Genomic DNA, 26,123 nt, shown 5'->3' with positions numbered 1-26,123 from the left:
CGTTTGGATAAGGGAGGGTAAGGTCATGGTTGCAGCCCAAGAGAGAGAGCCGTATTTTTCACCGGATGAGTATTTCATTTGGGAGGAAGGGCAGTTAGAAAGGCACGAATTGATTGATGGTCGTGTGTATGCGATGACGGGTGGCACGCAAAATCATAGTGCGATCAAGCTGAATATTGGTAGCCTCATTAGGGCGCAGATGCGGGGAAGTCAGTGTAGAGTTTTTGATTCAGATTTAAAAGTCAATATTCTTTATACCTCGAACTATACTTACCCCGATTTGAGTGTGACTTGTGATGAGCGAGATCGCCAGAATCAGTATTACATCAGCTACCCCTGCCTGATTGTTGAGGTGCTTTCCCCCAGCACCGAAGCCTATGATCGGGGCAAAAAGTTTGAACATTATCGCCACAATCCAAATTTGACGGATTATGTTTTAGTCAGTTCAGATGAGATAGCGATTGATATTTATCACAAGAATGATGCGGGGGAATGGCTAATTTTGAGTTATAGACCTGGTGATCAAGTAGAGCTTAAAAGTATTGGCTTGTCCCTTCCTATTGAGCAGTTCTATGAGGATGTTATTTTCGAGTCTCAGAAATAGGAATATTTCGGAAGAGTTTCAAGTCCTAGATTTTTGTTGCAGGTGAATCATCATGCTAAAAGCAGTTGAAGCCATTATTGAACCGGATGGGACAATTCGCATCTTAGAACCTTTGAGTGTTCAGGTCTCAACTAGGGCAATCTTAACGTTACTAACGCCTTCTTTTGATGCCACAGTTGATAACGAGACTGAGCAGCTAATTACCCCTAAACGTCAATTCCCTATTCCAGAACTGGCAGGAACAATCAAAACTATCGGCGATATTGTTAGTCCGATTGTTGAAGAAGAAGACTGGGAGTGTCTGAAGTGATTGTTCTGGAGGAATACCCAAAACTGATCAATCGCTTAACGTCTGACGAAGGAGGCAGTCAATGAGCAATATAAAGGAAAAATTAAATCTTAGGTTTCTCCAACAGAAGCGTGAGGATATTCTTGCTATTGCCCAAAAACATGGAGCCAAGAATATAAGAGTTTTTGGGTCTATAGCGCGGGGGGATGCAGACGAGAAAAGCGATATTGATTTTCTGGTGGAGATGGAAGTAGGCAGAAGCTTATTCGATCTGGGTGGATTGCAATATGATTTAGAAATTTTATTGGGCTTGCAAGTGGATGTAGTGAGCCAAAAGGGGCTAAAAAAAAGCATTCGGGATCGAGTTTTAAGTGAATCAATTGTCCTATGAGAGAACCTCAAAAAAAGGTAAAAGATATTCTCTTGGCAATCGAAGCAATCGAGCGTTATCAACATCTGAGTCGTGAAGACTATGAGGATAATGAACTGGTTCAGGTTTGGTTTCTGAGGCATCTACAAATTATTGGAGAAGCCACCCGAACTCTGCCGCAGGATATACGAGACCTAGCCCCAGAAGTTCCTTGGTCAAAAATTATCGGAATGCGAACTATTCTGGTTCATCTCTATTTTGAGATCGATCTGGATATTGTTTGGGAGGCTGTGCAGGTAGATATTCCTAATTTAAAACCGCAAATTGTAGAGCTTTTGACTCAGCTAGGGGAGGTGGCAATCGATGAGTGAATGGACACGAAAAACAATTGCTCAGTGTGCTGCTGATGAGCCATACTCTACACAAATTGGCCCATTTGGAAAAGCTTTAACTCCTCAGGAGTACACATCATCAGGCGTACCACTTTTGCGAGGAGTAAATGTAAATAGCGGAAGATTTTATGACGATGGCTTTGTCTTTATAAGTGAAGAGACTGCTGACAGACTGTCTAAATTTGAGTCTTTCCCTGGCGATGTATTACTTGTTCACAAAGGAACACTTGGTCAGATAGGTTTAATGCCCAAGAATAGAAAGTTTGATCGCTACATAATGGGCAATAGTATGTTGCGTGTTAAATGCGATCCAGAAAAACTATTACCTGAATATCTTTATTACTGGCTTTCTTCCTCTGAAGGACAACATTATCTTTTCAGTCGAGTATCTCAAGTTGGCGTTCCTCAAATTCAACAACCGCTAACTACTTTGAGGCAAGCTTCTCTGCCTGTTCCCCCGCTCTATGAGCAAAAGGCAATCACTAATATCCTCGGCTCTCTTGATGACAAAATCGAACTGAATCGGCAGATGAACGAAACCCTAGAGGCTATGGCCAGGGCAATTTTCAAAGATTGGTTTATAGATTTTGGCCCCACCCGCGCAAAGATGGCAGGCCGCCCCCCTTATCTCCCAGGCCAGGTGTGGTCACTTTTTCCAGACACGATTGATGAAGAAACAGGCTTACCGCAGGGGTGGAATGTAGGCAATATTTTAGAATTTGCTGATTTACTAAGTGGTGGCACGCCAAAAACATCTGAACCTAGCTATTGGGACGGTGATATTGATTGGGTCTCAGCAAAAGATGTAAAAAATGCTAATGGGTCTTTCTTATTAGAGACAGAAAAGAAAATCACTCAAACAGGAATTGATAAAAGCAGTACTAAGCTGTTACCACCAAAAACCACTATTATTACAGCCCGTGGCACAGTCGGAGAGCATCGAATACTAGGTCGCCCAATGACAATGAATCAGACTAATTATGGTCTTAAGGCAAAGGATCATTTTGGAGATTATTTCATCTATTTTATGCTCAAAAATTTAATAGAAGAGTTACGACAGCAATCATACGGCACTATTTTTGACACAATAACAACAAAAACTTTCTTAAATACCACTTGCACTAAGCCATCGAAGATGATGGTTCAAAAATTTGAAGATCAGGTTGTCCCCTTTATGGATACTGTTTTATGTAATCAGGTGATTTCTAGCACGCTAGCTGAACTACGAGATCGACTCTTACCTAGGCTCATGTCTGGTGAAATCCGGGTAAAAGAAGCTGAAAAAATGGTTGAAGAGGTGATGTAATGAGAGTTTATCTTGACACCAGTGTTTTTAATCGCCCATTCGACGACCAATCCCAGGCCAAAATCTTTCTGGAAACTCAAGCTGTTATCTTAATCTTTCAAGCTATCGAGAGCCAACAAATAGAACTGGTTTTCTCTGATGTATTGGAATATGAAAGTAGCCGCAATCCCAAACAAGAACAAGCAATTTTTGTTTTGACCTACTCTCAGTTTGCCATCCATAAAGTAACGCTCACGCAATCAATTATAGATCGAGCTAAAACCCTACAAGAAATTGGAGTTAAAGAACTAGATGCCTTACACGTGGCCTGTGCCGAAGCTGCAAACTGTAGCTATATGTTAACTTGTGACAAACGACTAATTAACCGTTGTAAAAACTTAATTATTTCCGTCATTAACCCAGTAGATTTTATTTTGGAGTTTGATAATGAAAATTAACATGATCTCTGATCGACAAATTTTAGAAGAAACCTTAAAGGTCTTAGTTAAAGAAATGGAACCCTGGAAAGTTGCCCGATTTATTGCCTCTTGTGGTTTAGGGAGTGGCGACTATCTCCAAGCCAAAGAAGAACTATTTGCTGACGAAACCGTAGATAGTTTATCTGAAAAAATCCAAGCCTTCAACCAAAGTCAACAAAACCATGCTGGCTGAACTGTGCAATCATTCACTACTTGAAAAGTATTAGGAAAAAACTATGTGGAATGATCCGATTATTGAAGAACTACACAAAATCCGGGCTAATCGTAGTGCTGAGTTTAATCATGATCTGCGATTAATGGCTAATGCACTCAAATCATTAGAGCAAGAATGGCTATCAAAACATCCCGAACTTGATTATCGCCTTCTGTCCAACGCCAAAATGTTTGCCATAAATAAATAGAGCCGCCCATCCCATGAGTTTTGTTACCGAAGACGACATTGAACAGGTACTCATCGAGCAACTGCAACACCTCGGTTATCATTACCTGCCCGATAGTGTTGCTAACCCCGATGGCACAGCCCCCGAGCGGGAATCCTATGCCGATGTCATTCTGCCTCAACGGTTGCGGGATGCCCTAGATCGCCTAAACCCTACCATTCCCGCCACTGCCCGCGATGATGCCTTCAAAAAACTAATTGCCACCGAAAAGCCCAACCTCATCGAAGAAAACCGCCGTCTGCATCAACTCCTCATCGAAGGCATTGATGTTGAGTTCTACAGTGACGATGGCACCATTCGCGGCGATAAAGTGTATGCCATTGACTTTGCCCAGCCTGAACAAAACGACTGGTTAGTGCTAAACCAATTTACCGTCATCGAAGCAGGCCAGAACCGCCGCTCAGATGTCGTGGTCTTTGTGAATGGCTTGCCCCTGGCAGTGATTGAAATTAAAAATCCTGGCACCGAAACCGCCACCCTCGCCGCCGCCTATAACCAACTGCAAACCTACAAAGCCCAAATTAGCTCCCTGTTCAGAACCAACGCCGTTCTGGTCACAACCGATGGCCTCATGGCTCGCATTGGCTCCCTAACCGCAGACTTAGAACGGTTCATGCCCTGGCGTACCACGGATGGCGAAACCATTGCCCCCAAAGGCACACCGGAAATGTCCACCTTAGTCGAAGGGGTATTTACCAAACGCCACCTCCTGAACCTGATCCAAAATTTCACCGTCTTTGGCGACGATGGCACAGGCATTACCAAAATCATTGCGGGCTATCACCAATTCCACGGTGTCCAGAAAGCCATCGCCAAAACCATAGCCGCTACCCATCAAACCGGAGATCGCAAAGCGGGGGTCATCTGGCATACCCAAGGGTCAGGCAAAAGTTTACTGATGGCCTTCTATGTGGGGCAACTGGTTCGCCGTCCTGAGCTAGAAAACCCCACCATTGTCGTGATTACAGATCGCAATGATCTAGACGATCAACTCTTTGCCACCTTTGCCATGTGCCGGGATTTGATTCGCCAAACACCCCAACAGGCCAATAGCCGGGAAGACCTGCAAACCCTTCTTAATCAGGTATCCGGCGGCGTCATCTTTACCACAATCCAAAAATTCGCTCCCCCCACTGGAGAAACCCGCTACCCCGTTTTAACCGAGCGGCGCAACGTCATCGTCATCGCAGATGAAGCCCACAGAAGCCAGTATGGATTTAAGGCCAAAGTGGATCAAAAAAGTGGGGTGATTGCCTATGGCTTTGCCAAATATTTGCGGGATGCCCTACCCCATGCCTCCTTTATTGGCTTTACTGGAACCCCCATCGAAGCCAGTGATGTGAATACGCCCGCTGTCTTTGGGAACTACATTGATATTTACGACATCAGCCGGGCTGTAGAAGATGGGGCAACCGTGCCAATCTACTATGAAAGCCGTTTAGCCCGGATTGAGCTACCAGAGGATGAAAAACCGAAAATTGATGCCGAAATTGAAGACCTGATTGATGATGAGGATTCAGACCAGGCCCGCCTCAGTCAAAAATGGGCCACCGTGCAAGCCCTCGTCGGAGCCGAAAAACGGTTAAAACAAGTCGCCAGAGATTTAGTCACTCATTTTGAAAACCGAATCACCGCCCTGAAGGGTAAGGCCATGATCGTTTGCATGAGCCGGGCCATTTGCGTCAAACTCTACAACCATATTATTGAACTGCGACCCGATTGGCACTCAGACGATGAACAAGCCGGAATCATCAAAATTGTGATGACCGGGGCAGCGTCCGACCCTCCCGAGTGGCAACCCCACATTGGCAATAAAGCTCGCCGGGATTTGATGGCTAAACGGCTGAAAGACCCCACCGACCCCTTGCAACTGGTGATTGTCAGGGATATGTGGCTAACCGGCTTTGATGCCCCGGCCCTGCACACGATGTATGTGGATAAACCGATGAAAGGCCATGGTCTGATGCAAGCCATTGCCCGTGTGAACCGCGTCTTTCGGGATAAGCCTGCTGGCCTGGTGGTGGACTATATCGGCATTGGTCAACGGTTGCGGGAAGCCCTCCGTGATTATTCAGCCCAAGACCAACGCCAGACCGGGATTGATGAAGCCGAAGCCGTGGCCCTGATGCTGGAAAAATACGATGTTGTCCGGGCTATGTTTCATGGGTTTAATTACCAGCGGGGCCTGGATGGAACACCCCAAGAGCGATTGGTGGTTATGGCTGAGGCGATGGAGTGGATATTAGACCAGCAACACCAAGCTGCCCTCCAAGAAACAGAACCAACCAAGCAAAAACAGGCCCGCCGCCGTTATCAGGATGCAGTCTTAGCTCTCTCCAAAGCCTTTGCTTTAGCCGCCGCCAGTGATGAAGCTCGGTCAATTCGGGATGAAGTGGGACTATTCCAAACCATTCGGGCAGCTTTAGTGAAATCTACAACCGGGCCTGGGCAGTCAGCCGCCGAGCGAGAATTTGCTGTCCAACAAATTATTGATCGGGCTGTAGTCTCTACCGAAATTGTTGATATTCTCAGTGCCGCTGGGCTTTCTTCTCCTGATATTTCTATTCTATCCGATGACTTTTTATTAGAAGTGCGGCAAATGGAGAAAAAAAACTTGGCGATTGAGGCCTTAAGACGATTACTCAATGATGAAGTTCGCTCCCGCAGTGCCAACAATATTACCCAGCAGAAAAAGTTTTCAGAGCGGTTAGAACAAGCCATCGCCCGGTATCACACCAATGCCCTCAGTACCGTTGAAGTGATCCAAGAGTTAATTAATCTGGCCCAAGACATCAAAGCAGCCAAAGCACGAGGGGAAAACCAAGGGCTATCAGCGGATGAGTATGCCTTCTATGACGCTCTAGCCGAAAACCAAAGTGCAGTCGAAGTCATGGGAAATGAACAGTTAAAGATCATCGCCCATGAGTTGCTGGTCAGTTTGAAGTCTAATGTCACGGTTGACTGGGCCCACCGTGAAAGTGCCAGGGCCAGGCTTCGGACAATCGTTAAACGTATCCTTAAAAAATATGGTTATCCCCCAGATATGCAAGCAATGGCCGTCCAAACTGTCCTCCAACAGGCCGAAGCGCTTTCTGCCCATTGGGACAGAGCTTAACCTAACTCTCTAGCCAAGTGGAAATTAGGTAGCAACTTTGCCAGATGGAGTCACCACAGACTCTAATTCAGTCACAACCTCATCCAAGGTTTGCAGAAGGGGTGAATCACCGTGTTCTCTGAACGCTTCAACTAGACTGCGGTAATACCAAAGGGTTCCCTCTTTACCCGCATTAAATCGGTTCCACAGTTCATCACCGAGGGTTTGATAATCACGGCGGATAGATTGGGCATTGTGGAGCTTATCCGATGCTGAAACGAGCCGGACTGAGGGAGAGGCGGTTTTGATGTGGTCAAGATAAGCTAGCTTTCGGTCTTTCCAGGGTAATTTCTCTTCCCCTTGGATAGTATCGGCAATGGAATCTGAACAGGCCTGGACAATTTCAGCGACCCGTTCCCCAAACTCATTGCGAATGTAGTCTAGAGTCTGTAACCCGCCTTGATCCTCCACTGCATCATGGAGCAAGGCAGCAATGGCTTCATCCTCATCGGCTCCATAGTGAATCGCAATCGTAGCCACAGCAGCTAAATGGGAAATGTAGGGAATATCTGTGCCTTTGCGAGTTTGGGCTTTGTGTAGAGTCGCCGCATACTCTAGGGCATCAAAGTAACGCTGAGTGGGTTGGAATTTCATTCTTTTCTATCCTCCTTCTGAATCTTATAATCACAGGGCACAAGCCTGATAGCCCCAAGGCATAATTCGTGGATATTCATATCTATCATTTGAATTTTTAGGTACAACATCTTCAATACACTTAAAAGCACTAAATTTACCATTGACCTCGCCAAACTGAACGTGAATTGAACTTGCATCCATTCCAAATACTACTGAGCTTACGTTGCTATCTTTGCAGTTTATAAATACATCTTTCGCTAAATCCGTTATCAACTTAGGAGAGTACAGAATATCTCTCCCGGCTTGTCTATAAGATAAAACAAAAAAAATCGTATAGCTATTAAAGTATTCAAAATGTTTTTCCTGTTGTATAGAGCTTCGATTTAAGACAAATCGGTTAATTAAATCATCTTCCACTCGCATAATGGCAATCAAACAATTTCGAGAAACTCTATTTCTATGCTGCAACCGAATCAACTCAGCTTCCTCAGCGAAGACTGATTGCATTACAAAACTATTGAAGATAATTGTGAGTGTTGTGATTATGCCTAAATTCCGCATAACAAAAGCCTAAGATTCCTAATATTAGACATTATATTAACCAGAGGGAATAGAGAAGAGACTGGAATTAAAAATCGGCTCAAGCTCTGAATGGGTTAGATTTGCTGATTACGTACTATCGAACATCCGTTTTTGGACGGTCGGGGATGAGTAATGTTATCGGTAGAACTTAGGACGAAGAAAGCGATGTCCACATGGCACCCGTTTCATTTGCAGTAATGTCCCTGGTGGCTGATTACAAATCATTTGGACGAGCGATTCCTTGTCCTTGTAACCAAAGTGGTAAAGCTGCATCTGCTTCATGATGGTGAATAATTCTTCTACAGTCTTTTGCTCCAACCAGGCCCGTTTCTCGACTTCACTGGTCGCAGTTTGCAACGGTTCAGGGATGATGGGGGTCGGACAGCGGCGGGGTAGTGGGCCTGGGGGGATGGGGTAGCTCACAGATTAAAATCTCCAAGCGGGTTCAGGAATCCGGTCAGTGCGGAGAGGATGACCGCCAAACTGGTGATACAAGTCCATCACATCAGCACTTACCGGATAGTGGTGAAGTAATTTAGCAGTGGTTTCTGCCACCAATTCAGACGGGTCAGAAGCTACATACTGGCTCAGGATGCGCCGGATATGGCGTTGAGTCGGCTTATCATCAGTCGTAAATTTACGCCAATACTGTGACTCATCCATACTGGGACGGGTTGCAACCTCATACTTGTGATGAAGGGCATGGCCAAGTTCGTGGGCAAACGTAGCCTCTGGTAACGATAACCATCCCCTTTTGCGGGGCATCACCTTGGCCTGGTTCTTTTTGATAGTGACGCGGTTGTTGGCTTCTAGCTGAGAGTTTTCATAGTCCTTAAACGATTCCAGTTTCTCGCCAGAAGCCAAATTGGGATTGTGGATATGGATAGTGTGGGTATCACTGTCATAGACCGCAGAGGCTTTCATCGTTTCAGGGTTACGATGCCACTTAAAACTAACCGTTAGCGGTTGGGGATTAGACAACAAAGTGAGTTTGCCCCAATCTGGCGATTCATGGTCAATGTTGCGGTGACGATGGGCGGCAAAGTTGGTGACTCCCAGGCCCTTGGCATTGTCCAAAATCTCTCGGAAGTGATTGAGAAAACCCGCATGGGCTTCTTTACTCATCCAATAGGGCGTTTCGTGGCTAGTCGGGACAATGACACCATGCTCCCGCTTAACTAGGTTGGCCACTTGACCAATGTAGCCATCGAGTTGGGCATCCCGTTCTGCCCGTTCTTGGAATGTTTCATCTTCCCACTGCTGACGGTATTGTTTGGGGATTGGATACTTGGCTTTGTATTTCTGATAGATACCAGTCCCGGCCGGGATACGCTCTACAACTTTTCTTAATCGTCTCGGTGTTAGTTCCAGGCCTGTAACTTCTGCCACTTTATGAAGATTTAAGTCACACTCCATCCGATAATAAGCATTCCCAATTTTCCATAGTGTTTTAGTCATAATAATTACTCAACTTTCCTCCATGTTTATCGCTTCGGTTTTGATTGAATTGTCTTGTAGCTGAAAATAGGCAATTAACGCATTTTCTACTACTTCAGAACAAGTACAATTTTCATCTATCGCTTGATGTCGTAGGCGGCGATCCAATTCAATCGGCAAAAGTATGGAGATTTTTCCCCTTTCCTGTTTATCTTTTATTCTCATAACGTACTCAAAGTGATGAATGAACCTGGTTAGTCACTCCCCAGGCCATGACGGGAAACAAGTTAATCAAGCATTTAAGGCTTTTTGAGCTTTGCTTAACTCAGCAATGGCTTGGGCAATCTCAGCGTGGATGATTTTGAAATACTGACAGCTTGGATCCAACTCATCATCAGCCATCGCATTTACAGACAACTCCAACAACGTCAATCGAGCATAAACAGTGTTCAGTAATTTTGATGCAGTGTTATCAGTGGTGCGCGGTAAGGTTGCGTTCATTAAATAATCCTCTTGGTGGTGGTAGCCCGGTTAGTTACCTCCCAGGCCTGGGTGAACTTAAACAGTGGCTAACTCCTTCAAGAGAGCGGCTTTGGATTTGCGGGAATACTTAGTAATGCCTTTAGACTTGGCGAGATTCCGTAAGTCCCGAATCCCTAAGTCGTTGTATTGAGCAGTTAAATCCTCCTCTTTATCGGCTACAAGATTGGCAGTAACGGTGATTAACTCGGCCATGTTGGCTTGATGGGCGGTCAATAACTCCTTGAGAGCATCAGTCTTGGGAGTGGGAGAAACATCCAGGCCTGGGGGCAAATAACCCGCAATGGCCATAGGAGCTAATAAGTGGGGCATAGCGGGATAAGGAATGATGTTATTGGCTACTGGAGCTTCACCGTCCCAAGGATCGGGAATGTTAACGGTGGGAGTGGTGACAGATTGGACAGTCTCAGCTTGGGGAGCTTCGGCATTGGCAATCACTTCATCCATCCACTGACGGGTGGCTTTTCCGGCGTTATAGGTAGCCTCAGCAGCTTGACGGGTTACAACACCCAAACAGTAGGCAAATTGAGCAACGGATACGAATAACTTGGCCGAGTTGACGGCAACATCTAAGCCAGCATTGATGAGAGAAACTGTAGCGTTCATAGTGCTAAAAATCCTTTTATTCCTTGTGCTGTAGCGGCATCCGTTTTCTTGGAAAGCAGGGGGATGAACCTGTTACGGAAATGCTTTGCTGCCTTTTACAAGTGGCCTGGCTACCAGCTTTGGGGGCATTGAGGCGGTTTTGTTCTCACCTCTTTAGGTACTATATCCGAGTCAACCCGTGATTACAACTCTTTTAAGATTGATTTCCATAACCATTTGCACAGTGAGCTATAAATATCACTCTATCCTTGTTGACTGTGATAAGTTGAGAATAGTGATAGCAGGTGATGAAATGGGAAATCCTAATCCGGTACAGACTCAAGAGTTCAAGGCAAAGCAGTACAAACGGCAAGATGATTCAGAAGAGATGTTATCGAGTAAGGTGCTATCAGTGCGCGTCCCGGTGAGTGTGTTTTGGAAGGTCTATAACTTGCCAAATAAGGGGGCCTGGCTTAGGAGAGTGATTGTGGAAGCCGCTAAACGGGAATTGTTCTAAGTCTCCCAGGCCTGGGGGTTAAAACGAGAGAGCTAGTATCGTTTGCTGAATGGCCTTGGCTTCTGCCAGTTCGTTAAATTCCTGTTGCAGCCGTTGTATTTGTTCAGTATTCGTTAAGGCTTCAAGCTCAGTTTGCAGTGCTTTGATTGCGGCCTGTTTGGCTTCAATGTCTGCCTGATATTTCTGAACTTGGGCATCATGTAACCGCTTAATCTCCAAATCCAGAAACTCCAATTCGGGATCATCTTTGGGTTTGGCCGGTAGGGTCTTAAATCGCAGTTGAACTTTAACACCATCCACATCAAAGGTCTTTCTCTCAGTTTCAGAAATTGCAGTCATTGCCTCATCTATGGCCTGGGGTTCTAAAGCTTTGATTTGGGTGGCAAGCTGCTCCTGTTGACGGCGTAACTGGATTAACTGACTGAGTGCTGACATTTTGATTCTCCATACAACATGGCATTATTTGTCCAGATATATCCGAATCTGTTTCTGTAGGTCGGCTAATTGTTTTTTTGTAAATTCTAAGCATTGGTGTTCAATAATTTCCAATGGCTCATTCCAAGACACTTCTACAATAGAGGCGTAAAAGGGTTGACCAAGTTCTTCGATATCCATGAATCTTTTATCGGAATCACATACCCGTTTATCTTCAGTAATATGGCTAACACAAAAAATGGCGTTTTTCGTGAGATCGAGAAAGCAACCAATTTGGACTAAATAGCCAGAATGATCAGAGCCATATCCAACACATTCATAATGAGGTTCTAACTCCGTTTTACCAACCCTGGTCGGACAATAGCTTAATCTAATTGACTCCAGGTCATCTATTTCTACAGCCAGAAAAGTTCTATAACTGTCATAAAGAAATTCTCGAAATTGTATTAACTTATCCATTACTCAACCTTCAAATAGTTGTTCTCAGATTATGGCCTGGTTAGTTACCCCCCAGGCCCCATGTGGCTGCTTATCGTAGAGGTACAAACCCAGGCCAAACTTAGCGGCACAGCGGCGGAAAGCCATAGACTCAGCATTGCTTGATGGATATCCATAGGATGAGCAGTCCAAATCCTCACACCCACTGGCAGAACGGACTACCAGGCCATCACTGGTTAAAACGGATAGCTCCCCAACTAAAAACAGTTGTTTGGCCGTCAACTCCATGCGGACAATCTGCCAATTCCATCCGGGGCAATATTTATCCAGAATCCGGTTGGCCACATACCAAGGGATATAGAGAATGTCGTTCCCTTTTAGCTTTTTAGTGGCTAATAAACTCTGAGGCAATGGGCGAGATAAAGCAGCCTGGATTTGTTTAAGGCTCCATTCCCCAGGCCGGGTAGGTGGCTCAAGTTGATCGCCGGTGGTGGTGGCCACAACAGTATTTTTGACGGATATCGGGGCGGGGCCTGGGGAGTTGACTTGCTGCGTAATCGTGATGTCGTGGTGAACTTTGCCCTTCTCATCCAAGCAAGGCGTTAATTTCACAATGTCCCCGACTAGATAACAGGTGGCATCAACACTGGGTAAATTCTTCCAATATTTTCCCGACTCATCATCATCGGCCGTGGCTAAGTCCTGAAACAAGATAGCGTTGTAATGCCCATTCCCATATTTGGATGGCTTAGGCTCACTGATATAGGCGACACGGGCCTGAATGGGGGCGGTGGCTGTTGTTGCATTCATTTCGTTTTCTCCGGTTTCGTAGTCAAACATCCAGTACGGTTTTTCGTAAATCAATTCGTGAACAGTTGGCATATCTCTCCAGGCAGTTAATGGGGCAATGGGCGGGGGATTGAGGCTCCCCCAGGCCTGGCAATTACTGTGGGCAATCTTCTAAAACTTCACGAGGGGCATCAATTTCTAAACAGTCCCAATACTCATCTTCAGTGAGTTGATTAAGCTCCCATTGCTCACGGTCATCATCGCAATGTTCACGACTCTCAATCTCATACAGCCATTCTTGATAGTTATCCATTTTGTGTTACCGTTCCTATCTAATTCTAACGTTAATTACTGTTACTTGAGAGAAGCTATAAACCAATCCTGTATAGCGTTTAGGCTCTTAGATAATCCGCCAAGCAGTTATAGCCGAGATGGTTTAGGACAGCGTAGCCATGCTTACAGACTCCTTTACCCATTGCATCATATTGGGCGGTGTAATCTTCACAGCCACAGGTGATATGACGGTCAATGATCAACACATCGTAGGCTGTCCCTTTGGTTTCATTCCGTACTTTGTAGGTATTGGGAACGAATAAGTTAGCAGTGACGGTTAAGGCCTTGGCTCCGGCTTTACGGAACTCTACAAACATTTGCTTAAAGGCAGTTTTAGAAACGAAGCGAGAAATTTTAGAACCGTGGAGATAGACGACGTTAGCCCAGATTTCGATAACCAAGTTAGAGAACCGTTTACCCAAGATACGAGCGGCGTTGGCGGCAGTGTAAATGAGGTCAGTAGCGGTTTTGGTAGTCATAATAGGGATGCTCCTAGAGAGTGTGGGAAGGATTACTTTAGTCGGTGTTCCTTCCCTCTACAATTTCCAATATAAGCTAGTTAACAAGCAAACACGAGCATTTTGTGATTAGTATTTTGCTAGTTAACAAGCAATGATGATAAGATTTGCTTATCCTTGTTAACCTGTGTATGATTTTGGTTAACAAGCTAAGAGGTGATTTGTGGCTAATCCTAATCCGGTGATGCCTCCCAAGTTCATAGAGGCAATGCGAAAGCGTTACGGGGATGTTCCAGGTGAGTTATCCCGCAAGGTGACAGGGATTAAATTGCCTGTGGACGTTGATACAAAGTTGAGGCAACTACCAGATAAAGACCGGGTGATATGGCTCCGGGGTGTGATTCTGGATGCCTTTAGGCGTGATTTTGGCAATGCCCCCCAGGCCGGCCTGGAGATTTCCGGAAAAGCGGAACTGGATGATGCCACTAGTGGGCCTGGTGATGCAGCTCTCCCAGTTCAGAAACGTAGAGGGCGTAAACCCAAAGGTGAAAGCTAAATGAGTGAACCGATTACAGCGTCAGAGGCTAAGGAGATACTGGATACCCTCAAATCCATGCAGTCTGACATCCAGACCCTAACGATTGAGATAAAGGTCACACAGGCACAGCTAAAGTCTCTTGATGACAAAGTAGATGAGCTTCGGGATAGGCAACGGGACACCGATAAACGTCTATGGAGCTTCATTGTGGCCTTAATTCTGTTGCTCACCGGTGGCCTGGTGAAGCTCACTCTGTTCGACAAGGTGTAAAAAAAAGACCCAAGCTGGCCGGCCTGGGTTAATCAATCAATTAAATTTCTTCACTGGTAATCGTCCCATGACTTGAAAAGACGTGCTCAAAACTAAATAAAAAAGCTGACATCTTACTGTCCATACCAGTTCTGAGGCTGGCAGATGAAACGCCAATGACAGGGAATTTAACCCCGGCGGTATCTTAAAAACTCATGTCTAATTAGCTATGGCTAGATAATCAATACCGTGCAACTACCGTGTAAGACTCAAAAAACAGCCTTGAAACTATTGAAAACACTAGGTCGAGCACCACGTTGACATCGTGGGGGTCACTGGTTCGAGTCCAGTTGTGTCCATAAAGCTAAAACTCCTATTCGGCAAGGCTTTCAGGGATTGAAAAATTTACTCCCAGGCCTGAGTTTGGTTGCAATAAGGTATGGAGTTTCGGAACTTTTCCAAACATTTCTGATGAATTTAGGTACATTTTAGGGATGGAGTTGCATACCCAAAGTGTCCATAGCTGTGAAAGTAGAGCCGCAAATTCAGAGGAAAGCAAGAAGCCCCAAAGGAATCGTGTCTGTAGAGGACTTTAAGGGATAGGTGTGATTACGCTGGCTCTGTGCGGGTAAACGATACTGTCTGGCGACTAGCTTCCCCATTTCTAAGGCGAATCTTGCTCATGGGGCTGGCCTGGCCAAACGGATTGAGCTAGACATGGCAGCAGGGGTATTTGATGCGACCTTAGAGAAATATAAGCCCCCTTCCATTAATAAGTCGAATCGGCTGCTTGGTACTCAGATAAACCTATTCATCCAGGCCAAGCAAAGGCAGGTTTACCATCGGACACTAGAAAAATATGAGACGACTGGTAAGCAAATTCTTGAGTATTTTGGGAATATTGCCATTGCTCAGATTGACATAACGAAAGCTGAGGGATTTGCGGCCCGGCTCGAAACGCCGTTTGGCAGATATTACCTACAAAGAGCGACTGACTTGTGCGGCGGCGATTTGGGAGGCTGCTATTGTCGATGGTGTGATTGAATTGAATCCCTGGCCTGGGCTGAAAAAACAGGTGAAGATTGCTTCTAAGCCGTTCACCAAAGATGAGATTGTCCTGATTATTGAGGGGTTTCGGTCAGACCCCTATTCCTCCCATTACACGGATTTTGTCTGTTTTCTGTTTGGTACTGGTGTCAGAACTGAAGAGGCGATTGGGCTACAGTGGCAGCACGTTTCCGAGGGCTGTAGCCATGTTTGGATTGGTGAGTCTATCAGTCGAGGTGTGGAGAAAACTACCAAGACTAACAAGGATAGAACAAGGAAGTTTGATATTCCCCAGCCCCAAAGGTTTGCCGATTGATGATCGTAATTTTCGGAACCGGCCTGGGTATCGGTTCTAAAAAAGGTGGGTGTGCCATACCGCAAACCTTACAACACCCGACCCATCTTTATCAATCATTGCCTTGAAGCAGGTATGAATCCGGCAGTTGTATCCCAAATTACTGGACATAACTTAGAAACGCTGTTTAAGAATTATGCCAGAGTCGTTAATTCAAAGCCTGTTGTTCCAGGTTTCTTCTAAGAGAAGTCATGTCTGATTTAGATTTGACACCCATAGTTGAAGCATTTGATTTGGAAGCCCAAAGGCGAAAGAGAACACAACAAAGGGAGTTAAATACATTCAAAGCCTATGTGACTGCAAAAAAGCTAGACCATCTGATTCCGCTGATTCAGAAAAGTCAGTCCGTGATGCTAGATTTACTCCTACCTAGTCGGGGCAATGAATGGAGGATTCAACAGTTAGAAGCTCAATACTAAGCAAACCATTTGCGCCAGAAAGTTGAAAATGCATTGAAAGGGCGCAACAAAGATCAGCTAGAAATTTTGAAGCAACTTGCCCATCATGTTCCCAATGGCGCCCCAATCAGGGGAAGGGATATCCTCACTTCACAGACTAAAGACTGCAAGAGTAACTCAATTCGAGGTCTGGAAGAAGCTGGCCTGGTTAATAGGCTAGACAAGAATAAGGAAAAACTATGCGACCATGGCAAAATATACAAGCTGTTTATATTTTTCTTGCCTTACTGGGACAAGCCGCAGTCAAACTGCCAACGTTTTGAACTGAATTTAAATAACTTTTCAACGTTTTAAAACTAAGATTTCTGTTTCATTGTGAAGGTATCTAGAAGTTTTGGAATATCACAAATGATTACTGAACTTATAGATAAATACGAGGCAGCTAAAATTCTTGGGTTAAAGTCACCCGATGGACTCAAGTACCTTGAGAAAAAAGGTGTGATAAAGCCAGATCTGATCAAGCATCCGAGCTCCAGGGTTAAAAAGTTTGTTCGGATTCTGGTAGAAGATTTAGCCTGTAACTTCGATGATCCGGTCGCCCGTCAATGGGGAATTGAGAGGTTCTATGCTGAATTGAATTTGCTCAGTAATCACTCAGGCATTCCTTCCAGTTCCGACAATTTCTGAAATTGCAAGAGGATGAAGAGGACATTATAAAGGCTCCATTTGTAATGGATGTCTTTTTGTTAGATGTAATGATAGAAATGTTACAATCGCCATTGTATTTCTTGAGTTATGTAAATAGATGTGTATCTTACAATAAAAGATTTTTTCACTCATGAATTAAATATTCTCTAGTTATCATTTAAAACACAATTTATGGTGGGATGATGAATATGGGCTAATTTATGTGGCGGATAACATAGGTGTATATCTTGACCTTGCAATGCTTGTAAGGCGAGATAACTTTCTTGGCTCAGATACTCCAGAAGGTATATTAACAAGGTATAAAGATACAGGATATGACTGAATAATAAAAGACATAGAAGAATTAGAGTCGCCTGAGACTATAGATTTAGGCTTCATTTTGCTTTCACTCAGTTCAGATACTATTGAGGAATTAAAGATTGGAATTAGTAAACTAATTGCGCAAGTAAGAATCGTCAGCCCCATGATTTGATTCTTGTAATGACTAGTGACTTTGGATCGGGTTTAACAATTCATTTTGATGATTATCATGAATCTATTTCATTTCCTCGCTTAAGTCGACATTGTGAACTTAGAAAATATGAACAAAGAGCAAATTTGTGGTTTGGTATTTGTCTGGGACAAGTAGTTCCAAGCTTGAGATTTGGAGTGAATAAAGAATATGAATGGATTCAGTCGGATGAAATGGATAAGCTGCTAGAAAATTTATTTAAACCTCAGACCTTCAAAGAGAAAAATAATATTAACTCTGCTACTATAACGAAGAAAACAAAAAAGAAGATAGGGCGAAATGAAATATGTCCGTGCGGGAGCGGGAAAAAGTACAAAAAGGGTTGTTTAAAGCAAGCTTGGAGAATGTGAAGTAGCCTAACAATCGTGCAACACCGAACATCACGATATGGTTGGTTGAGTCGCAAAGTTTACCTGCACAGGGAGCTTATTCCTTAGGTAGTAAAGCGGGGTTTGGAAGCGGGCGGCGGCTTCAGACTGGTTGAATAATATGGCAATCCTTTTGATTTCCAAACCCCAGAACCTTGAATTATCGTCATTTCGCTTAAGATTAAAATACTTGAAACCAATACGGGTGGTAGGGTTGAATGTCCCAATTTTGGCAAAAATGACGATAGGACTCAAACTAGGGGAATCACATGACCTATATTGACTTTTACCTGGTACCCGTTCCCTGTGAAAACAAGTCTGCCTATGAAGAATTAGCAAGAATCTCAGCACAGGTTGTGAAAGAGTATGGCGCGCTGTGTGTTGTTGAATGTTGGTTGGATGAATCTGGCCCTGATGTCTCGTCATACCACAGTGTGGGGGCACGCCAGGAATCTGAGGAGTATGGGAGTTTTGTGAGAGCTGCTGGTGCCGGTAAGGGTGAAACAGTTGTCCTCTCCTTCGTCGAGTGGCCAGACAAATCCACGCGGGATATCGGTATGGCAAAGGTGACAAGTGATCCACGCATGCAGTTCCAAGATCGACCGCCAGTCTTCGATGGTAAGCGACTGATTGCATCAGGGTTTAAGCCCATGTTGAATGAGTTGAGCGAGGCCTAACACATCGCTGGAGAAGGGTTGAAGGATATGAAATCACCGAAAGAAGTTGTGCAAGATTGGGTTGCGGCATACAACGCTCGTGATCCACAGGCCCTGATTGAGCTTTATCACAATGATGCCGAAAATCTTCAAGTCGCTTTTGGTGCTCCACTTTATGGCCGTGAGGCTTTGTTAGAGAGTTTCGTTTCATTTTTCACGGCATTTCCAGATAACTATACGCACCCCCTGAATGTATTTGAAGATGGCGAATGGGCGATTGTCGAATGGCAAGGCGGCACATTTATAGGTCAACTGGGCGATAATGCGCCAAATGCTAAAAGTTTTACCCTACAAGGCTGTGGTTTCTTTCATGTCATTAACGGCAAAATCAAGTTTCAGCGGGGCTACATTGACAAGTACACATGGCACTCTCAGCTTGGCATACCTGTTGTGTAAGTCGTCAACGGCTGCTAACTTTGAGAACTTCTGCTGTTTTGGTGAGGGATTTTATTTTGGGATATTGCTGATTTCCTGCATACCCACGAGAAGAATGGTGGAAAGGATTGATAAGGCTGGAAAAATGATTTGGAGAAGTCAGAAGACTGCAAAGGAGCAACGAAGAGGGGTAGTCCTAGGTAATGAGACAAAGCTAGGTACTCAAGGAATTAATATCGGCCAGGATTTGAGTTGGATGAGTTTCCGGTTTAACCTTTTGATAAATTTTGGCAATGTTGCCCTCAGGATCAATTAAAAATGTATTTCGGTAGATGCCAGTGAACTCTTTACCCATGAATTTTTTGGGTCCAAAGCTTTCGTAGGCAGTGGCAACTTGGGCATCTGGATCTGATAGCAGTGGGAAGGGTAAACTTAACTTTTCTGAAAATTTCTTGTGGGACTTTGTATCATCAGCACTAACACCTAAGACGATCACATTGCGGCGTTTCAGTTCGGCAAAAATATCTCGAAATCCACAGGCTTCTTTGGTACAGCCAGGGGTGTTATCACGGGGATAAAAGTAAAGCACGACCCAACTTCCCCGTAAATCTGCAAGTTTGACGAGGTTGCCATCGGTATCAATCAGACTAAAGTCAGGGGCGGGTTGGGCAGTTACCAGAGCCATAGAACAGGTATTCAAAGGAAGAACTACTCTAGATCATAACGAGGGTGTCAAGGCCTGGAGAATTTCCCCAGCAGCCCGCTGTCCAGTTTCAATGGCTCCATGAACGGTGGCCGGATTACTGTGAGTGACGGTTGCCTCGCCCGCAAAATAGAGGGTTTTCTCCAGGGGTTGAGCCAGGTGATCGCGCAGGCCAAAGGCTCCGGGAGGAACCGAACTATACCCGCCTCGGGCCCAGGGATCGGTTGTCCAGTTGATGTTGCGGGCTTTTTGAAAGAGGTGGCGGGGTTGCTCATTTCCAAAGATTCGACATAAATCTACCAGGCCCTGTTCAATGAGTTCGGCTTCAGTTTGGTTAAATAAATGAGTCGCCCGTTCTCCACCAATAAATGCCGTTAAAACTGGCGGAAACCCAGGCCGGTGATAACTTGAACTCCACCAAACCATCATTGGCCCTAAGGACATGAATAAACTGGTCTCAGGTTCCCAAAACATCTCTCGAAAGATCATTTGCAGCTTCATGGCTGGGCCAACATAGAGGGACTGAATGGCCCGTTGTTTGTCCGGTGGCAAGGGAGGATGAAACTGGGGAATACCGTTTTGGAGGAGAGCTAAGGGGATGGTAATAATAACGTGCGGGGCCTGGTAGGTTTGGGTGTTGGTTTGGATGGTGACGTGATGGGGCCGCCAAGTAATAGCTTCCACGGCCTGGTTGTAATGAATATCCAAGCCTTGAGTTAATTGCTGAATTAAAGTTTGATAGCCCGCCTTAATCCGAAAATTATCATCTCCAGCATGATGCACCCGACATTCATGGATCAGTTCTTGTAAGCTGAGTTTGTCAGCCGAAGTCAAATATAAATGCCCTTGAAATTGATCAGCAAATTCTTTGGCAACTGGAGGCATTTTAATTTGATTTAACCAGGCCCGTAAGGAGCAATCGGGTTCTGGCCAAGGCAACTCGGGAAAATCTTGGTACTCTAAATCAAAGAATCGCTGAAACCCTGGCCAGTTCTTGATCGTTTCGTAGGGATACAGTTGGTTATTAACGTCAAAGGCATAGGTTTGATAACGGGGAATTTGAATCGTTTCTGATCGGGTAATCCAATCCCAGGTGATGGCTTGATCTCCATGAATAAATTCGGCCCCATTTTCAATCGGAACCCCTAACCAATCGGTATCTGTCCAAACCCGTCCCCCAGGCCTGTGTCGTGCTTCTAAGATTAAAATCTGTTGCCCAGCCCCTTGTAATTTTTGGGCCGCTGCCAAACCTGCCACTCCTGCCCCAATGACAATAACATCCGCGTCCTTTAAATCTGTCATAGTCTAGAGGGGTGAGTAAGAACTTGAAATCGCGGGCTGAGTCTCTGAGATGGGCTTGGCCTGGGCTGATTCTAACCATTCTGCCGGAATTTGGGCAATTTTCTCTTGACCACTCGGCTGATGAATCGGCTTACCAAGGGGACGGATTTTTAGCGTACCGGATTCAAAAGCGTCCAGGCGTTCTTGGGCAATGGTGAGATAGTCTAAGTCGCGATCAATAATCATCCCGCGCCGTTGATGGTTTAGGGCCGCAATTAAACTGGAACCAACCCCAGCAAAGGGATCTAAGACCCAATCCCCGACATTGGTTAATGCCAGCACACATCGTTCAATCAGTTCAATTGGGAACTGACAGGGGTGAATGGTTTTTTCGGGATGATTTGATTTGACATTGGGGATTTCAATGCGTCCTGTCTCCCATTCCTGACAGATCAATGTCCAGTAATCCGATGGATTTTTGCCGAGGGGATTGCCACTGAGTTGGCCAATTTTTTTGCCTTTGTAGTGGCGTTTGCCGGGATATTTAGCCGGAACTCGCACCGGATCTAGATTAAAAGTATAGTCCTTTGTTTTGGTAAACCAGAGCAAGACCTCATAACGACCGGAAAACCGCTTCGAGGCGTGTAAACCATGATCAAAATGCCAAATAATTCGATTTCGCAGTTGTAAGCCGAGGGTTTTAAAAATGGGATAGAGATAAATATCGAGGGGGAATACTTCACCTTGATCGACATAGTTTCCCACTTGCCAAACAATACTCCCATCCTCTCGGACGAGGCGAACTAACTCTTGAATAACTTCTGTTTGCCAGGCCAGGTATTGGGTCAATTCAACTTGTTGTTCATAGGCTTTGCCCATGTTGTAGGGAGGAGAGGAAACAATTAGCTTAAAAGTCGAATCAGCTAGCTTTTTTAGTTCAGTTAAACTATCACCGTGCTTAATCAAATAATCTTGTTCCTGATTCATATTTATTGAACGATACTGATCACACATAGGTTGATACTTGGGCGGCGACTTGGGGAAATAAATCCGCTAAAGTCTCTTCCTCCCAGGCCTGTCCGGCGGGTTCTCGGGGATAAGTTAAGGCTTTGGTAGGCATCGCCTCTCCGACTAGGGCTTCATAGGCAGAGTGACTAGCATAGATCAAAGACTCACACTCAATCTCTGTGTCTTGATCAATATAATTCAGAATTGCTTCTGGGTTGGCGAGTACTTGATCATAGGCCCCTACCCCTTGGCCAATTAACCAATACCGGAAATAGTCAAAACTGTCATCGGAGCAACCGCCATTGACCAAATAGGCAATTCCCCATAAATCCCAACGATAGGCGGCAATGACCTTTTGACGAAAGAGAAAATCAAACTCAATGATGTCCGAAGGGGGTAATGCAGATAAGATAGCCTCTAATCGTTGGGCCTGGGATTCGCAATCACCCGACTCAGTTTGACTAGCTGCTATGATGGCCCAAAATTCTTGTTCTTCCATATTTTCCCTGAACGACTGTAGTTGAGAATGTGCAGGTCATTAACTTATGTTTATATCTCTAAACTGCCCAAAAGGATCACCCAGGATATAGGACTATCCCTGTCTTCGTGACATAATGGTGATTCTGAAGGAGAAGTATCAAAGAAATTAGAGCAGTAGCAAATTTTGAGTTGAATAAACAGAGGGAGTGGCCTTAACACGTTCTACAACTAATATTAATTCAAAAAAATAGATTGATTCAGCAACAATCGCCCCCCTGGATACAATTTACTGAGAATGGTTCTTACTGGCTTAAATTCTTTGTTTGATTGATGTCTGATCACTTTGGCAAAAAGAAGAGAGTTAGAGTCATATTGCCATTTATTATTCTCCACGACTGTTATCAGTGACGACCTCTTTCGGACTTGCCAACACTGCCTAGGTGATTGAGACGGGGGGATATCTCGGTTTATGGTGGTGATGCAGCGGTCGCTGTTGCCCAGGCCCCGATCCGAGAACTCCCATGACTGATCCTGCCCACAACTCATTCAATCCTTCGGGATGGCAAAACTCGATTCAAAATTTACGGGGCCTGGTGCAGCAGTCGGTTCAAACGGGGTGGCAAATGGGGAACGGGGCCTGGTCTGCCTTGGAAGCTAATGATCCCCTTCAGTGGAGAGCACAACCCCTAGTAACGTTGAATGAAAAAAACCATCTGGCCTGGGATGGGGGGCGAGAATCCCGCTGGTTAGGACAAGTTATCCAGGTACCCGAACAATCAGAGTATGACCTAACGGGCCTGGTGGTGCGGTTGGGGCTGACCTGGTGGGCTGAAGTGGCCTCGGTTTATGTCAACGGGGAGCTTGTCCAGGCCGGGGATTTATTTGATCATTCTGCCCGGATAGTATTAACACCAACAGCCCAGGCCGGGAATCGGTTTTGGGTGACATTGCACTTAATTAGCCCCGGCCATGATCCAGGAGCTTTAGTCAGATCTAACTTGATTTTTGAATCTGCCACCGAGATTGACCCAGGATTTGTTGCCGATGAGTTAGAAACTGTGAGTCTCTTTGCCTCAGAACTAGAGCCGGATCGTTTACTAGAAATTAACTCTTATTTACAACGATTAGATCACTGTAAAACTCGAAGCGAATATGACTCCCAATTAGATGTTCTTCATAAACTGTTAGTTGGAATTAGTCAACCCATTCATACTTATCAAATTAATCTCACTGGTCATGCCCATTTGGATTTGGCTTGGTTGTGGCCCATTACTGAAACTTGGGAGGTGGCCGAGAGAACATTTCAATCCGTATTAAAACTACAAAGCCAATATCCAGAATTGATCTTTAGTCACTCCAGCCCTGCTTTATATGAGTGGATTGAAACCCATCGCCCTGAGTTGTTTGCCCAAATTAAAGAAAAAATCCAGACCCAACAATGGGAAGTGGCTGCCGGGATGTGGGTTGAGCCAGAGCTGAATTTAATTAGTGGTGAATCCATTGCCCGACAAATCCTCTATGGTCAAGCCTATGTGCAATCAAAATTTGGCCAAATTAGTCGCGTGGCCTGGTTGCCCGATAGCTTTGGTTTTTGTCAGCAACTCCCCCAACTCTTAAAACAAGGGGGAATGGATTACTTTGTGACGCAAAAACTGCGCTGGAATGATACGACCGAGTTTCCCTTTGAGTGGTTTTGGTGGCAGGCCCCCGATGGCAGTCGAGTCCTTAGTTATTTTTCCGCCCCAATTGGAGAAGCCATAGACCCCGTCAAGATCAGCCACTATGCCCAGGCCTGGGAGCAAAAAACCAACTTAAAACAATCTTTATGGCTGCCAGGTGTCGGGGATCATGGCGGTGGGCCAACCGAGGATATGTTAGAGATTTTGCGGCGGTGGCAACGGTTGGCGGGTGTGTCTCCCCAGTTAAAATTTAGCTCTGTCATTGATTACTTAGATCAGTTAAAAGCAAGTTCTGATTTAACCGAATTACCCGTTTGGGCAGAGGAATTATACCTAGAATTTCATCGGGGTTGCTACACCAGCCACAGTGATCAAAAACAGGCCAATCGGCAATCAGAAATCCAACTTTACCAGGCCGAGCTTTGGTCAGCATTAGCCACATTGATTTTAGATATAGATTATCCCCAGGCCGAGTTAGAACATCTTTGGAAACTCATGCTCTTTAATCAATTCCATGATATTTTACCCGGTTCGGCCATTCCCGAAGTGTATCAAGAGGCAAACCAGGCCTGGACAGAGGTGATTGAAACCGCAACTCATCTCTTAGAAATCGCCCAAGTGCAAATTCTTAACCAGATTCAACTGCCAGAACCACCTGTTCCCGGAGCCTATGGAGTTGTTGTTTTTAATAGTTTGAATTGGCCACGTTCTGAGGTTGTCACATTAGAGCTAGGGGAATTAGGAACCCAGGCCTGGACGATTCAAGATAGCGCCGGTTATCCGATCCGTTGCCACCAAGCCGAAACCGTGATCACTTTTTGGTTATGGGATGTCCCCAGTGTTGGTTATAAAGTAGTTTGGCTTTGTCCCCAAGCATCGTTCTCCCCCCCTGCTAATCCTCCCCTCGGTTTTGTGATCGAAAACGGTTTTCTCCAGGCCGAGATCAATCCCCAAACCGGTGAAATTAATAACCTCTACGATAAGTTAAACCAACGGGCTGTGTTTAATGCACCGGGGAACCAACTGCAACTGTTTCGAGATCAGGGGCAATATTGGGATGCTTGGAACATTGATCCCCACTATCAAGATCATCTCCTGGTCAAGCCAGAATTAAAAGACATCAAATGGCAGGCCTGGAACGATATTGAACAACGTATCCGTGTCCGCTGGCAGTGGCGTAATTCGACCATTCAACAGGACTATTGCCTCGTGGTGAATACCCCGATTTTGAAAATTGAAACTCAACTGGATTGGCAAGAGCATCATGTTTTATTGAAGGCCGCCTTCCCTCTAGCCCTGAGTGCATCTGTGGTTACCTATGAAACCCCCGCTGGTGTAACTGAACGACCCACCTTACCTAACCCGGAAAACCCCAATCTTACCCCCCACGACCAGGCCAAATGGGAAGTCCCGGCTTTGCAATGGGCCGACCTAAGCGAATCCAACAACCAGTATGGGGTTAGCCTCCTCAACAACTGCAAACAAGGGTATGATACCCAACCGCAGCAACTGCGCCTGACCCTCTTGCGCTCTCCCACCTGGCCCGACCCCCACGCTGATCTTGGCCACCATCAATTTAGCTATGGCCTTTACCCCCACTATGACAACTGGATTGGGGCCAAAACCTGGCAAAGGGCGGCCGAATTTAACCAACCCCTCATCGCAAGAATCATTACCCCCCAGCAACAGAGGGATCTGCAACACCCCTTACCGACCCAGGCCAGCCTTTTAGACCTTGGCTCCGATACCTTCATTCTCATGGCCCTTAAACAAACCCAAGATCAATCGGGCTGGATATTGCGCTGCCTTGAAACCACAGGCCAGGCCACAGAGTTAAACCTCCAATCTGATTTAGATCTATTTCCTGCTGACCTAAGCCGAGTTAATCTCCTGGAAGTTCCTGATTCCGAGACCCACAATAATCCGGTTAAGCAAGTCGGGGCCTGGGAAATTTCCTCTTGGCGGTTTTCAAAATAATTTCTC

Annotated in this window: 36 protein-coding genes; 20 read left to right on the top strand and 16 right to left on the bottom strand. The window is 45.3% G+C overall.

What is annotated here, in order from left to right; genetic code table 11:
* Nucleotides 1–25: 25 nt before the first annotated feature.
* From SYN6312_RS04325 to SYN6312_RS04285, 9 genes are all read left to right on the top strand, one after another.
* Nucleotides 26–604, top strand: a complete 579-nt coding sequence (locus SYN6312_RS04325) for a Uma2 family endonuclease (protein WP_015123642.1) — start codon at nucleotides 26–28, stop codon at nucleotides 602–604.
* Nucleotides 605–656: 52 nt separating this feature from the next.
* Nucleotides 657–914 (top strand): hypothetical protein, encoded by a 258-nt coding sequence (locus SYN6312_RS04320; RefSeq protein ID WP_015123641.1) that lies wholly within the window; start codon nucleotides 657–659, stop codon nucleotides 912–914.
* A gap of 61 nt (nucleotides 915–975) precedes the next feature.
* Nucleotides 976–1,284, top strand: a complete 309-nt coding sequence (locus tag SYN6312_RS04315) for a nucleotidyltransferase family protein (protein WP_015123640.1) — start codon at nucleotides 976–978, stop codon at nucleotides 1,282–1,284.
* Nucleotides 1,281–1,634, top strand: coding sequence for a DUF86 domain-containing protein (locus SYN6312_RS04310; RefSeq protein WP_015123639.1), 354 nt, complete (start codon nucleotides 1,281–1,283; stop codon nucleotides 1,632–1,634). The genes SYN6312_RS04315 and SYN6312_RS04310 overlap by 4 nt, the downstream gene beginning before the upstream one ends.
* Nucleotides 1,627–2,961: a restriction endonuclease subunit S gene (locus SYN6312_RS04305; RefSeq protein WP_015123638.1), complete on the top strand. Its 1,335-nt coding sequence runs from the start codon at nucleotides 1,627–1,629 to the stop codon at nucleotides 2,959–2,961. Before SYN6312_RS04310 ends, SYN6312_RS04305 begins: the two co-directional genes overlap by 8 nt.
* Nucleotides 2,961–3,398 (top strand): PIN domain-containing protein, encoded by a 438-nt coding sequence (locus SYN6312_RS04300; RefSeq protein ID WP_015123637.1) that lies wholly within the window; start codon nucleotides 2,961–2,963, stop codon nucleotides 3,396–3,398. Before SYN6312_RS04305 ends, SYN6312_RS04300 begins: the two co-directional genes overlap by 1 nt.
* Nucleotides 3,388–3,612 (top strand): hypothetical protein, encoded by a 225-nt coding sequence (locus SYN6312_RS04295; protein ID WP_015123636.1) that lies wholly within the window; start codon nucleotides 3,388–3,390, stop codon nucleotides 3,610–3,612. Before SYN6312_RS04300 ends, SYN6312_RS04295 begins: the two co-directional genes overlap by 11 nt.
* A gap of 43 nt (nucleotides 3,613–3,655) precedes the next feature.
* Nucleotides 3,656–3,841: a hypothetical protein gene (locus tag SYN6312_RS04290; RefSeq protein WP_015123635.1), complete on the top strand. Its 186-nt coding sequence runs from the start codon at nucleotides 3,656–3,658 to the stop codon at nucleotides 3,839–3,841.
* Between the two features lie 13 nt (nucleotides 3,842–3,854).
* The gene (locus SYN6312_RS04285; RefSeq protein ID WP_015123634.1) at nucleotides 3,855–6,995 is read left to right on the top strand and encodes a type I restriction endonuclease subunit R; all 3,141 of its coding nucleotides are present in this window, start codon (nucleotides 3,855–3,857) and stop codon (nucleotides 6,993–6,995) included.
* A gap of 24 nt (nucleotides 6,996–7,019) precedes the next feature.
* Here the strand turns inward: SYN6312_RS04285 and SYN6312_RS04280 are convergent, their stop codons facing one another.
* From SYN6312_RS04280 to SYN6312_RS04250, 7 genes are all read right to left on the bottom strand, one after another.
* The gene (locus SYN6312_RS04280) at nucleotides 7,020–7,628 is read right to left on the bottom strand and encodes an HD domain-containing protein (RefSeq protein ID WP_015123633.1); all 609 of its coding nucleotides are present in this window, start codon (nucleotides 7,626–7,628) and stop codon (nucleotides 7,020–7,022) included.
* Nucleotides 7,629–7,658: 30 nt separating this feature from the next.
* The gene (locus SYN6312_RS04275) at nucleotides 7,659–8,171 is read right to left on the bottom strand and encodes a hypothetical protein (protein WP_015123632.1); all 513 of its coding nucleotides are present in this window, start codon (nucleotides 8,169–8,171) and stop codon (nucleotides 7,659–7,661) included.
* 156 nt (nucleotides 8,172–8,327) lie between these two features.
* The gene (locus SYN6312_RS04270; protein ID WP_015123631.1) at nucleotides 8,328–8,615 is read right to left on the bottom strand and encodes a hypothetical protein; all 288 of its coding nucleotides are present in this window, start codon (nucleotides 8,613–8,615) and stop codon (nucleotides 8,328–8,330) included.
* Between the two features lie 3 nt (nucleotides 8,616–8,618).
* Entirely contained in the window at nucleotides 8,619–9,650 is a 1,032-nt protein-coding gene (locus SYN6312_RS04265) for a hypothetical protein (protein ID WP_015123630.1), read from the bottom strand.
* A 9-nt stretch (nucleotides 9,651–9,659) separates the two neighbouring features.
* Nucleotides 9,660–9,854: a hypothetical protein gene (locus SYN6312_RS04260; protein ID WP_015123629.1), complete on the bottom strand. Its 195-nt coding sequence runs from the start codon at nucleotides 9,852–9,854 to the stop codon at nucleotides 9,660–9,662.
* Between the two features lie 66 nt (nucleotides 9,855–9,920).
* Nucleotides 9,921–10,130 carry a hypothetical protein gene (locus tag SYN6312_RS04255; RefSeq protein WP_015123628.1) on the bottom strand — a complete coding sequence of 70 codons (210 nt, stop codon included), beginning with the start codon at nucleotides 10,128–10,130 and terminating at the stop codon, nucleotides 9,921–9,923.
* Between the two features lie 57 nt (nucleotides 10,131–10,187).
* The gene (locus SYN6312_RS04250; protein ID WP_015123627.1) at nucleotides 10,188–10,775 is read right to left on the bottom strand and encodes a hypothetical protein; all 588 of its coding nucleotides are present in this window, start codon (nucleotides 10,773–10,775) and stop codon (nucleotides 10,188–10,190) included.
* A gap of 292 nt (nucleotides 10,776–11,067) precedes the next feature.
* On the opposite strand from SYN6312_RS04250, the gene SYN6312_RS04245 reads away from it, so the two are divergent.
* A complete protein-coding gene (locus SYN6312_RS04245) occupies nucleotides 11,068–11,271 on the top strand; it encodes a hypothetical protein (protein WP_015123626.1) in 204 nt (67 codons plus the stop codon).
* Nucleotides 11,272–11,289: 18 nt separating this feature from the next.
* Here SYN6312_RS04245 and SYN6312_RS04240 read toward each other — a convergent pair whose 3' ends face one another.
* The 5 genes from SYN6312_RS04240 to SYN6312_RS04225 form a co-directional block, all read right to left on the bottom strand.
* Nucleotides 11,290–11,706 (bottom strand): hypothetical protein, encoded by a 417-nt coding sequence (locus tag SYN6312_RS04240; RefSeq protein ID WP_015123625.1) that lies wholly within the window; start codon nucleotides 11,704–11,706, stop codon nucleotides 11,290–11,292.
* A 24-nt stretch (nucleotides 11,707–11,730) separates the two neighbouring features.
* Nucleotides 11,731–12,165: a hypothetical protein gene (locus SYN6312_RS04235; protein ID WP_015123624.1), complete on the bottom strand. Its 435-nt coding sequence runs from the start codon at nucleotides 12,163–12,165 to the stop codon at nucleotides 11,731–11,733.
* Nucleotides 12,166–12,189: 24 nt separating this feature from the next.
* A complete protein-coding gene (locus tag SYN6312_RS19290) occupies nucleotides 12,190–13,026 on the bottom strand; it encodes a hypothetical protein (protein ID WP_015123623.1) in 837 nt (278 codons plus the stop codon).
* Between the two features lie 61 nt (nucleotides 13,027–13,087).
* Nucleotides 13,088–13,246 (bottom strand): hypothetical protein, encoded by a 159-nt coding sequence (locus tag SYN6312_RS19670; RefSeq protein ID WP_015123622.1) that lies wholly within the window; start codon nucleotides 13,244–13,246, stop codon nucleotides 13,088–13,090.
* Between the two features lie 79 nt (nucleotides 13,247–13,325).
* Nucleotides 13,326–13,745, bottom strand: a complete 420-nt coding sequence (locus SYN6312_RS04225) for an SWIM zinc finger family protein (RefSeq protein ID WP_015123621.1) — start codon at nucleotides 13,743–13,745, stop codon at nucleotides 13,326–13,328.
* Between the two features lie 202 nt (nucleotides 13,746–13,947).
* Here SYN6312_RS04225 and SYN6312_RS19665 point away from each other — a divergent pair, with 202 nt between their 5' ends.
* From SYN6312_RS19665 to SYN6312_RS04170, 9 genes are all read left to right on the top strand, one after another.
* A complete protein-coding gene (locus SYN6312_RS19665; RefSeq protein ID WP_015123620.1) occupies nucleotides 13,948–14,280 on the top strand; it encodes a hypothetical protein in 333 nt (110 codons plus the stop codon).
* A complete protein-coding gene (locus SYN6312_RS04215; protein WP_015123619.1) occupies nucleotides 14,281–14,532 on the top strand; it encodes a hypothetical protein in 252 nt (83 codons plus the stop codon). It begins immediately after the preceding gene.
* 919 nt (nucleotides 14,533–15,451) lie between these two features.
* Entirely contained in the window at nucleotides 15,452–15,874 is a 423-nt protein-coding gene (gene xerC / locus SYN6312_RS18180) for a tyrosine recombinase XerC (protein WP_172636037.1), read from the top strand.
* 230 nt (nucleotides 15,875–16,104) lie between these two features.
* Nucleotides 16,105–16,332 carry a hypothetical protein gene (locus tag SYN6312_RS04195; protein ID WP_015123618.1) on the top strand — a complete coding sequence of 76 codons (228 nt, stop codon included), beginning with the start codon at nucleotides 16,105–16,107 and terminating at the stop codon, nucleotides 16,330–16,332.
* 9 nt (nucleotides 16,333–16,341) lie between these two features.
* Entirely contained in the window at nucleotides 16,342–16,665 is a 324-nt protein-coding gene (locus SYN6312_RS20305) for a hypothetical protein (protein WP_041430581.1), read from the top strand.
* Nucleotides 16,666–16,719: 54 nt separating this feature from the next.
* Complete coding sequence (locus tag SYN6312_RS18175) at nucleotides 16,720–16,998, top strand: hypothetical protein (RefSeq protein WP_015123617.1); 279 nt, start codon at nucleotides 16,720–16,722, stop codon at nucleotides 16,996–16,998.
* Nucleotides 16,999–17,499: 501 nt separating this feature from the next.
* Nucleotides 17,500–17,880 (top strand): SEC-C metal-binding domain-containing protein, encoded by a 381-nt coding sequence (locus SYN6312_RS20530; RefSeq protein ID WP_083853487.1) that lies wholly within the window; start codon nucleotides 17,500–17,502, stop codon nucleotides 17,878–17,880.
* A 287-nt stretch (nucleotides 17,881–18,167) separates the two neighbouring features.
* Entirely contained in the window at nucleotides 18,168–18,575 is a 408-nt protein-coding gene (locus tag SYN6312_RS04175; protein ID WP_015123616.1) for a DUF1428 domain-containing protein, read from the top strand.
* Nucleotides 18,576–18,602: 27 nt separating this feature from the next.
* The gene (locus SYN6312_RS04170) at nucleotides 18,603–19,010 is read left to right on the top strand and encodes an ester cyclase (protein WP_015123615.1); all 408 of its coding nucleotides are present in this window, start codon (nucleotides 18,603–18,605) and stop codon (nucleotides 19,008–19,010) included.
* A gap of 193 nt (nucleotides 19,011–19,203) precedes the next feature.
* Here SYN6312_RS04170 and bcp read toward each other — a convergent pair whose 3' ends face one another.
* From bcp to SYN6312_RS04150, 4 genes are read right to left on the bottom strand one after another with little or no spacing between them, the layout of a single operon-like run.
* Nucleotides 19,204–19,674 carry a thioredoxin-dependent thiol peroxidase gene (gene bcp / locus SYN6312_RS04165; RefSeq protein ID WP_015123614.1) on the bottom strand — a complete coding sequence of 157 codons (471 nt, stop codon included), beginning with the start codon at nucleotides 19,672–19,674 and terminating at the stop codon, nucleotides 19,204–19,206.
* 33 nt (nucleotides 19,675–19,707) lie between these two features.
* Entirely contained in the window at nucleotides 19,708–20,994 is a 1,287-nt protein-coding gene (locus tag SYN6312_RS04160; RefSeq protein WP_015123613.1) for an NAD(P)/FAD-dependent oxidoreductase, read from the bottom strand.
* 3 nt (nucleotides 20,995–20,997) lie between these two features.
* The gene (locus SYN6312_RS04155) at nucleotides 20,998–21,960 is read right to left on the bottom strand and encodes a site-specific DNA-methyltransferase (RefSeq protein WP_216594178.1); all 963 of its coding nucleotides are present in this window, start codon (nucleotides 21,958–21,960) and stop codon (nucleotides 20,998–21,000) included.
* A 19-nt stretch (nucleotides 21,961–21,979) separates the two neighbouring features.
* Nucleotides 21,980–22,480, bottom strand: a complete 501-nt coding sequence (locus SYN6312_RS04150; RefSeq protein WP_015123611.1) for a DUF4240 domain-containing protein — start codon at nucleotides 22,478–22,480, stop codon at nucleotides 21,980–21,982.
* Nucleotides 22,481–22,982: 502 nt separating this feature from the next.
* Between SYN6312_RS04150 and SYN6312_RS04145 the strand changes: the two genes are divergently transcribed.
* Nucleotides 22,983–26,117, top strand: a complete 3,135-nt coding sequence (locus tag SYN6312_RS04145) for an alpha-mannosidase (protein WP_015123610.1) — start codon at nucleotides 22,983–22,985, stop codon at nucleotides 26,115–26,117.
* Nucleotides 26,118–26,123: the final 6 nt, after the last annotated feature.

The sequence above is a fragment of the Synechococcus sp. PCC 6312 genome (assembly GCF_000316685.1).
Classification (GTDB): Bacteria; Cyanobacteriota; Cyanobacteriia; order Thermosynechococcales; family Thermosynechococcaceae; genus Pseudocalidococcus.
Note: the sequence above shows the minus strand (reverse complement) of the source record. Positions and strands in the feature narration are given on the sequence as shown.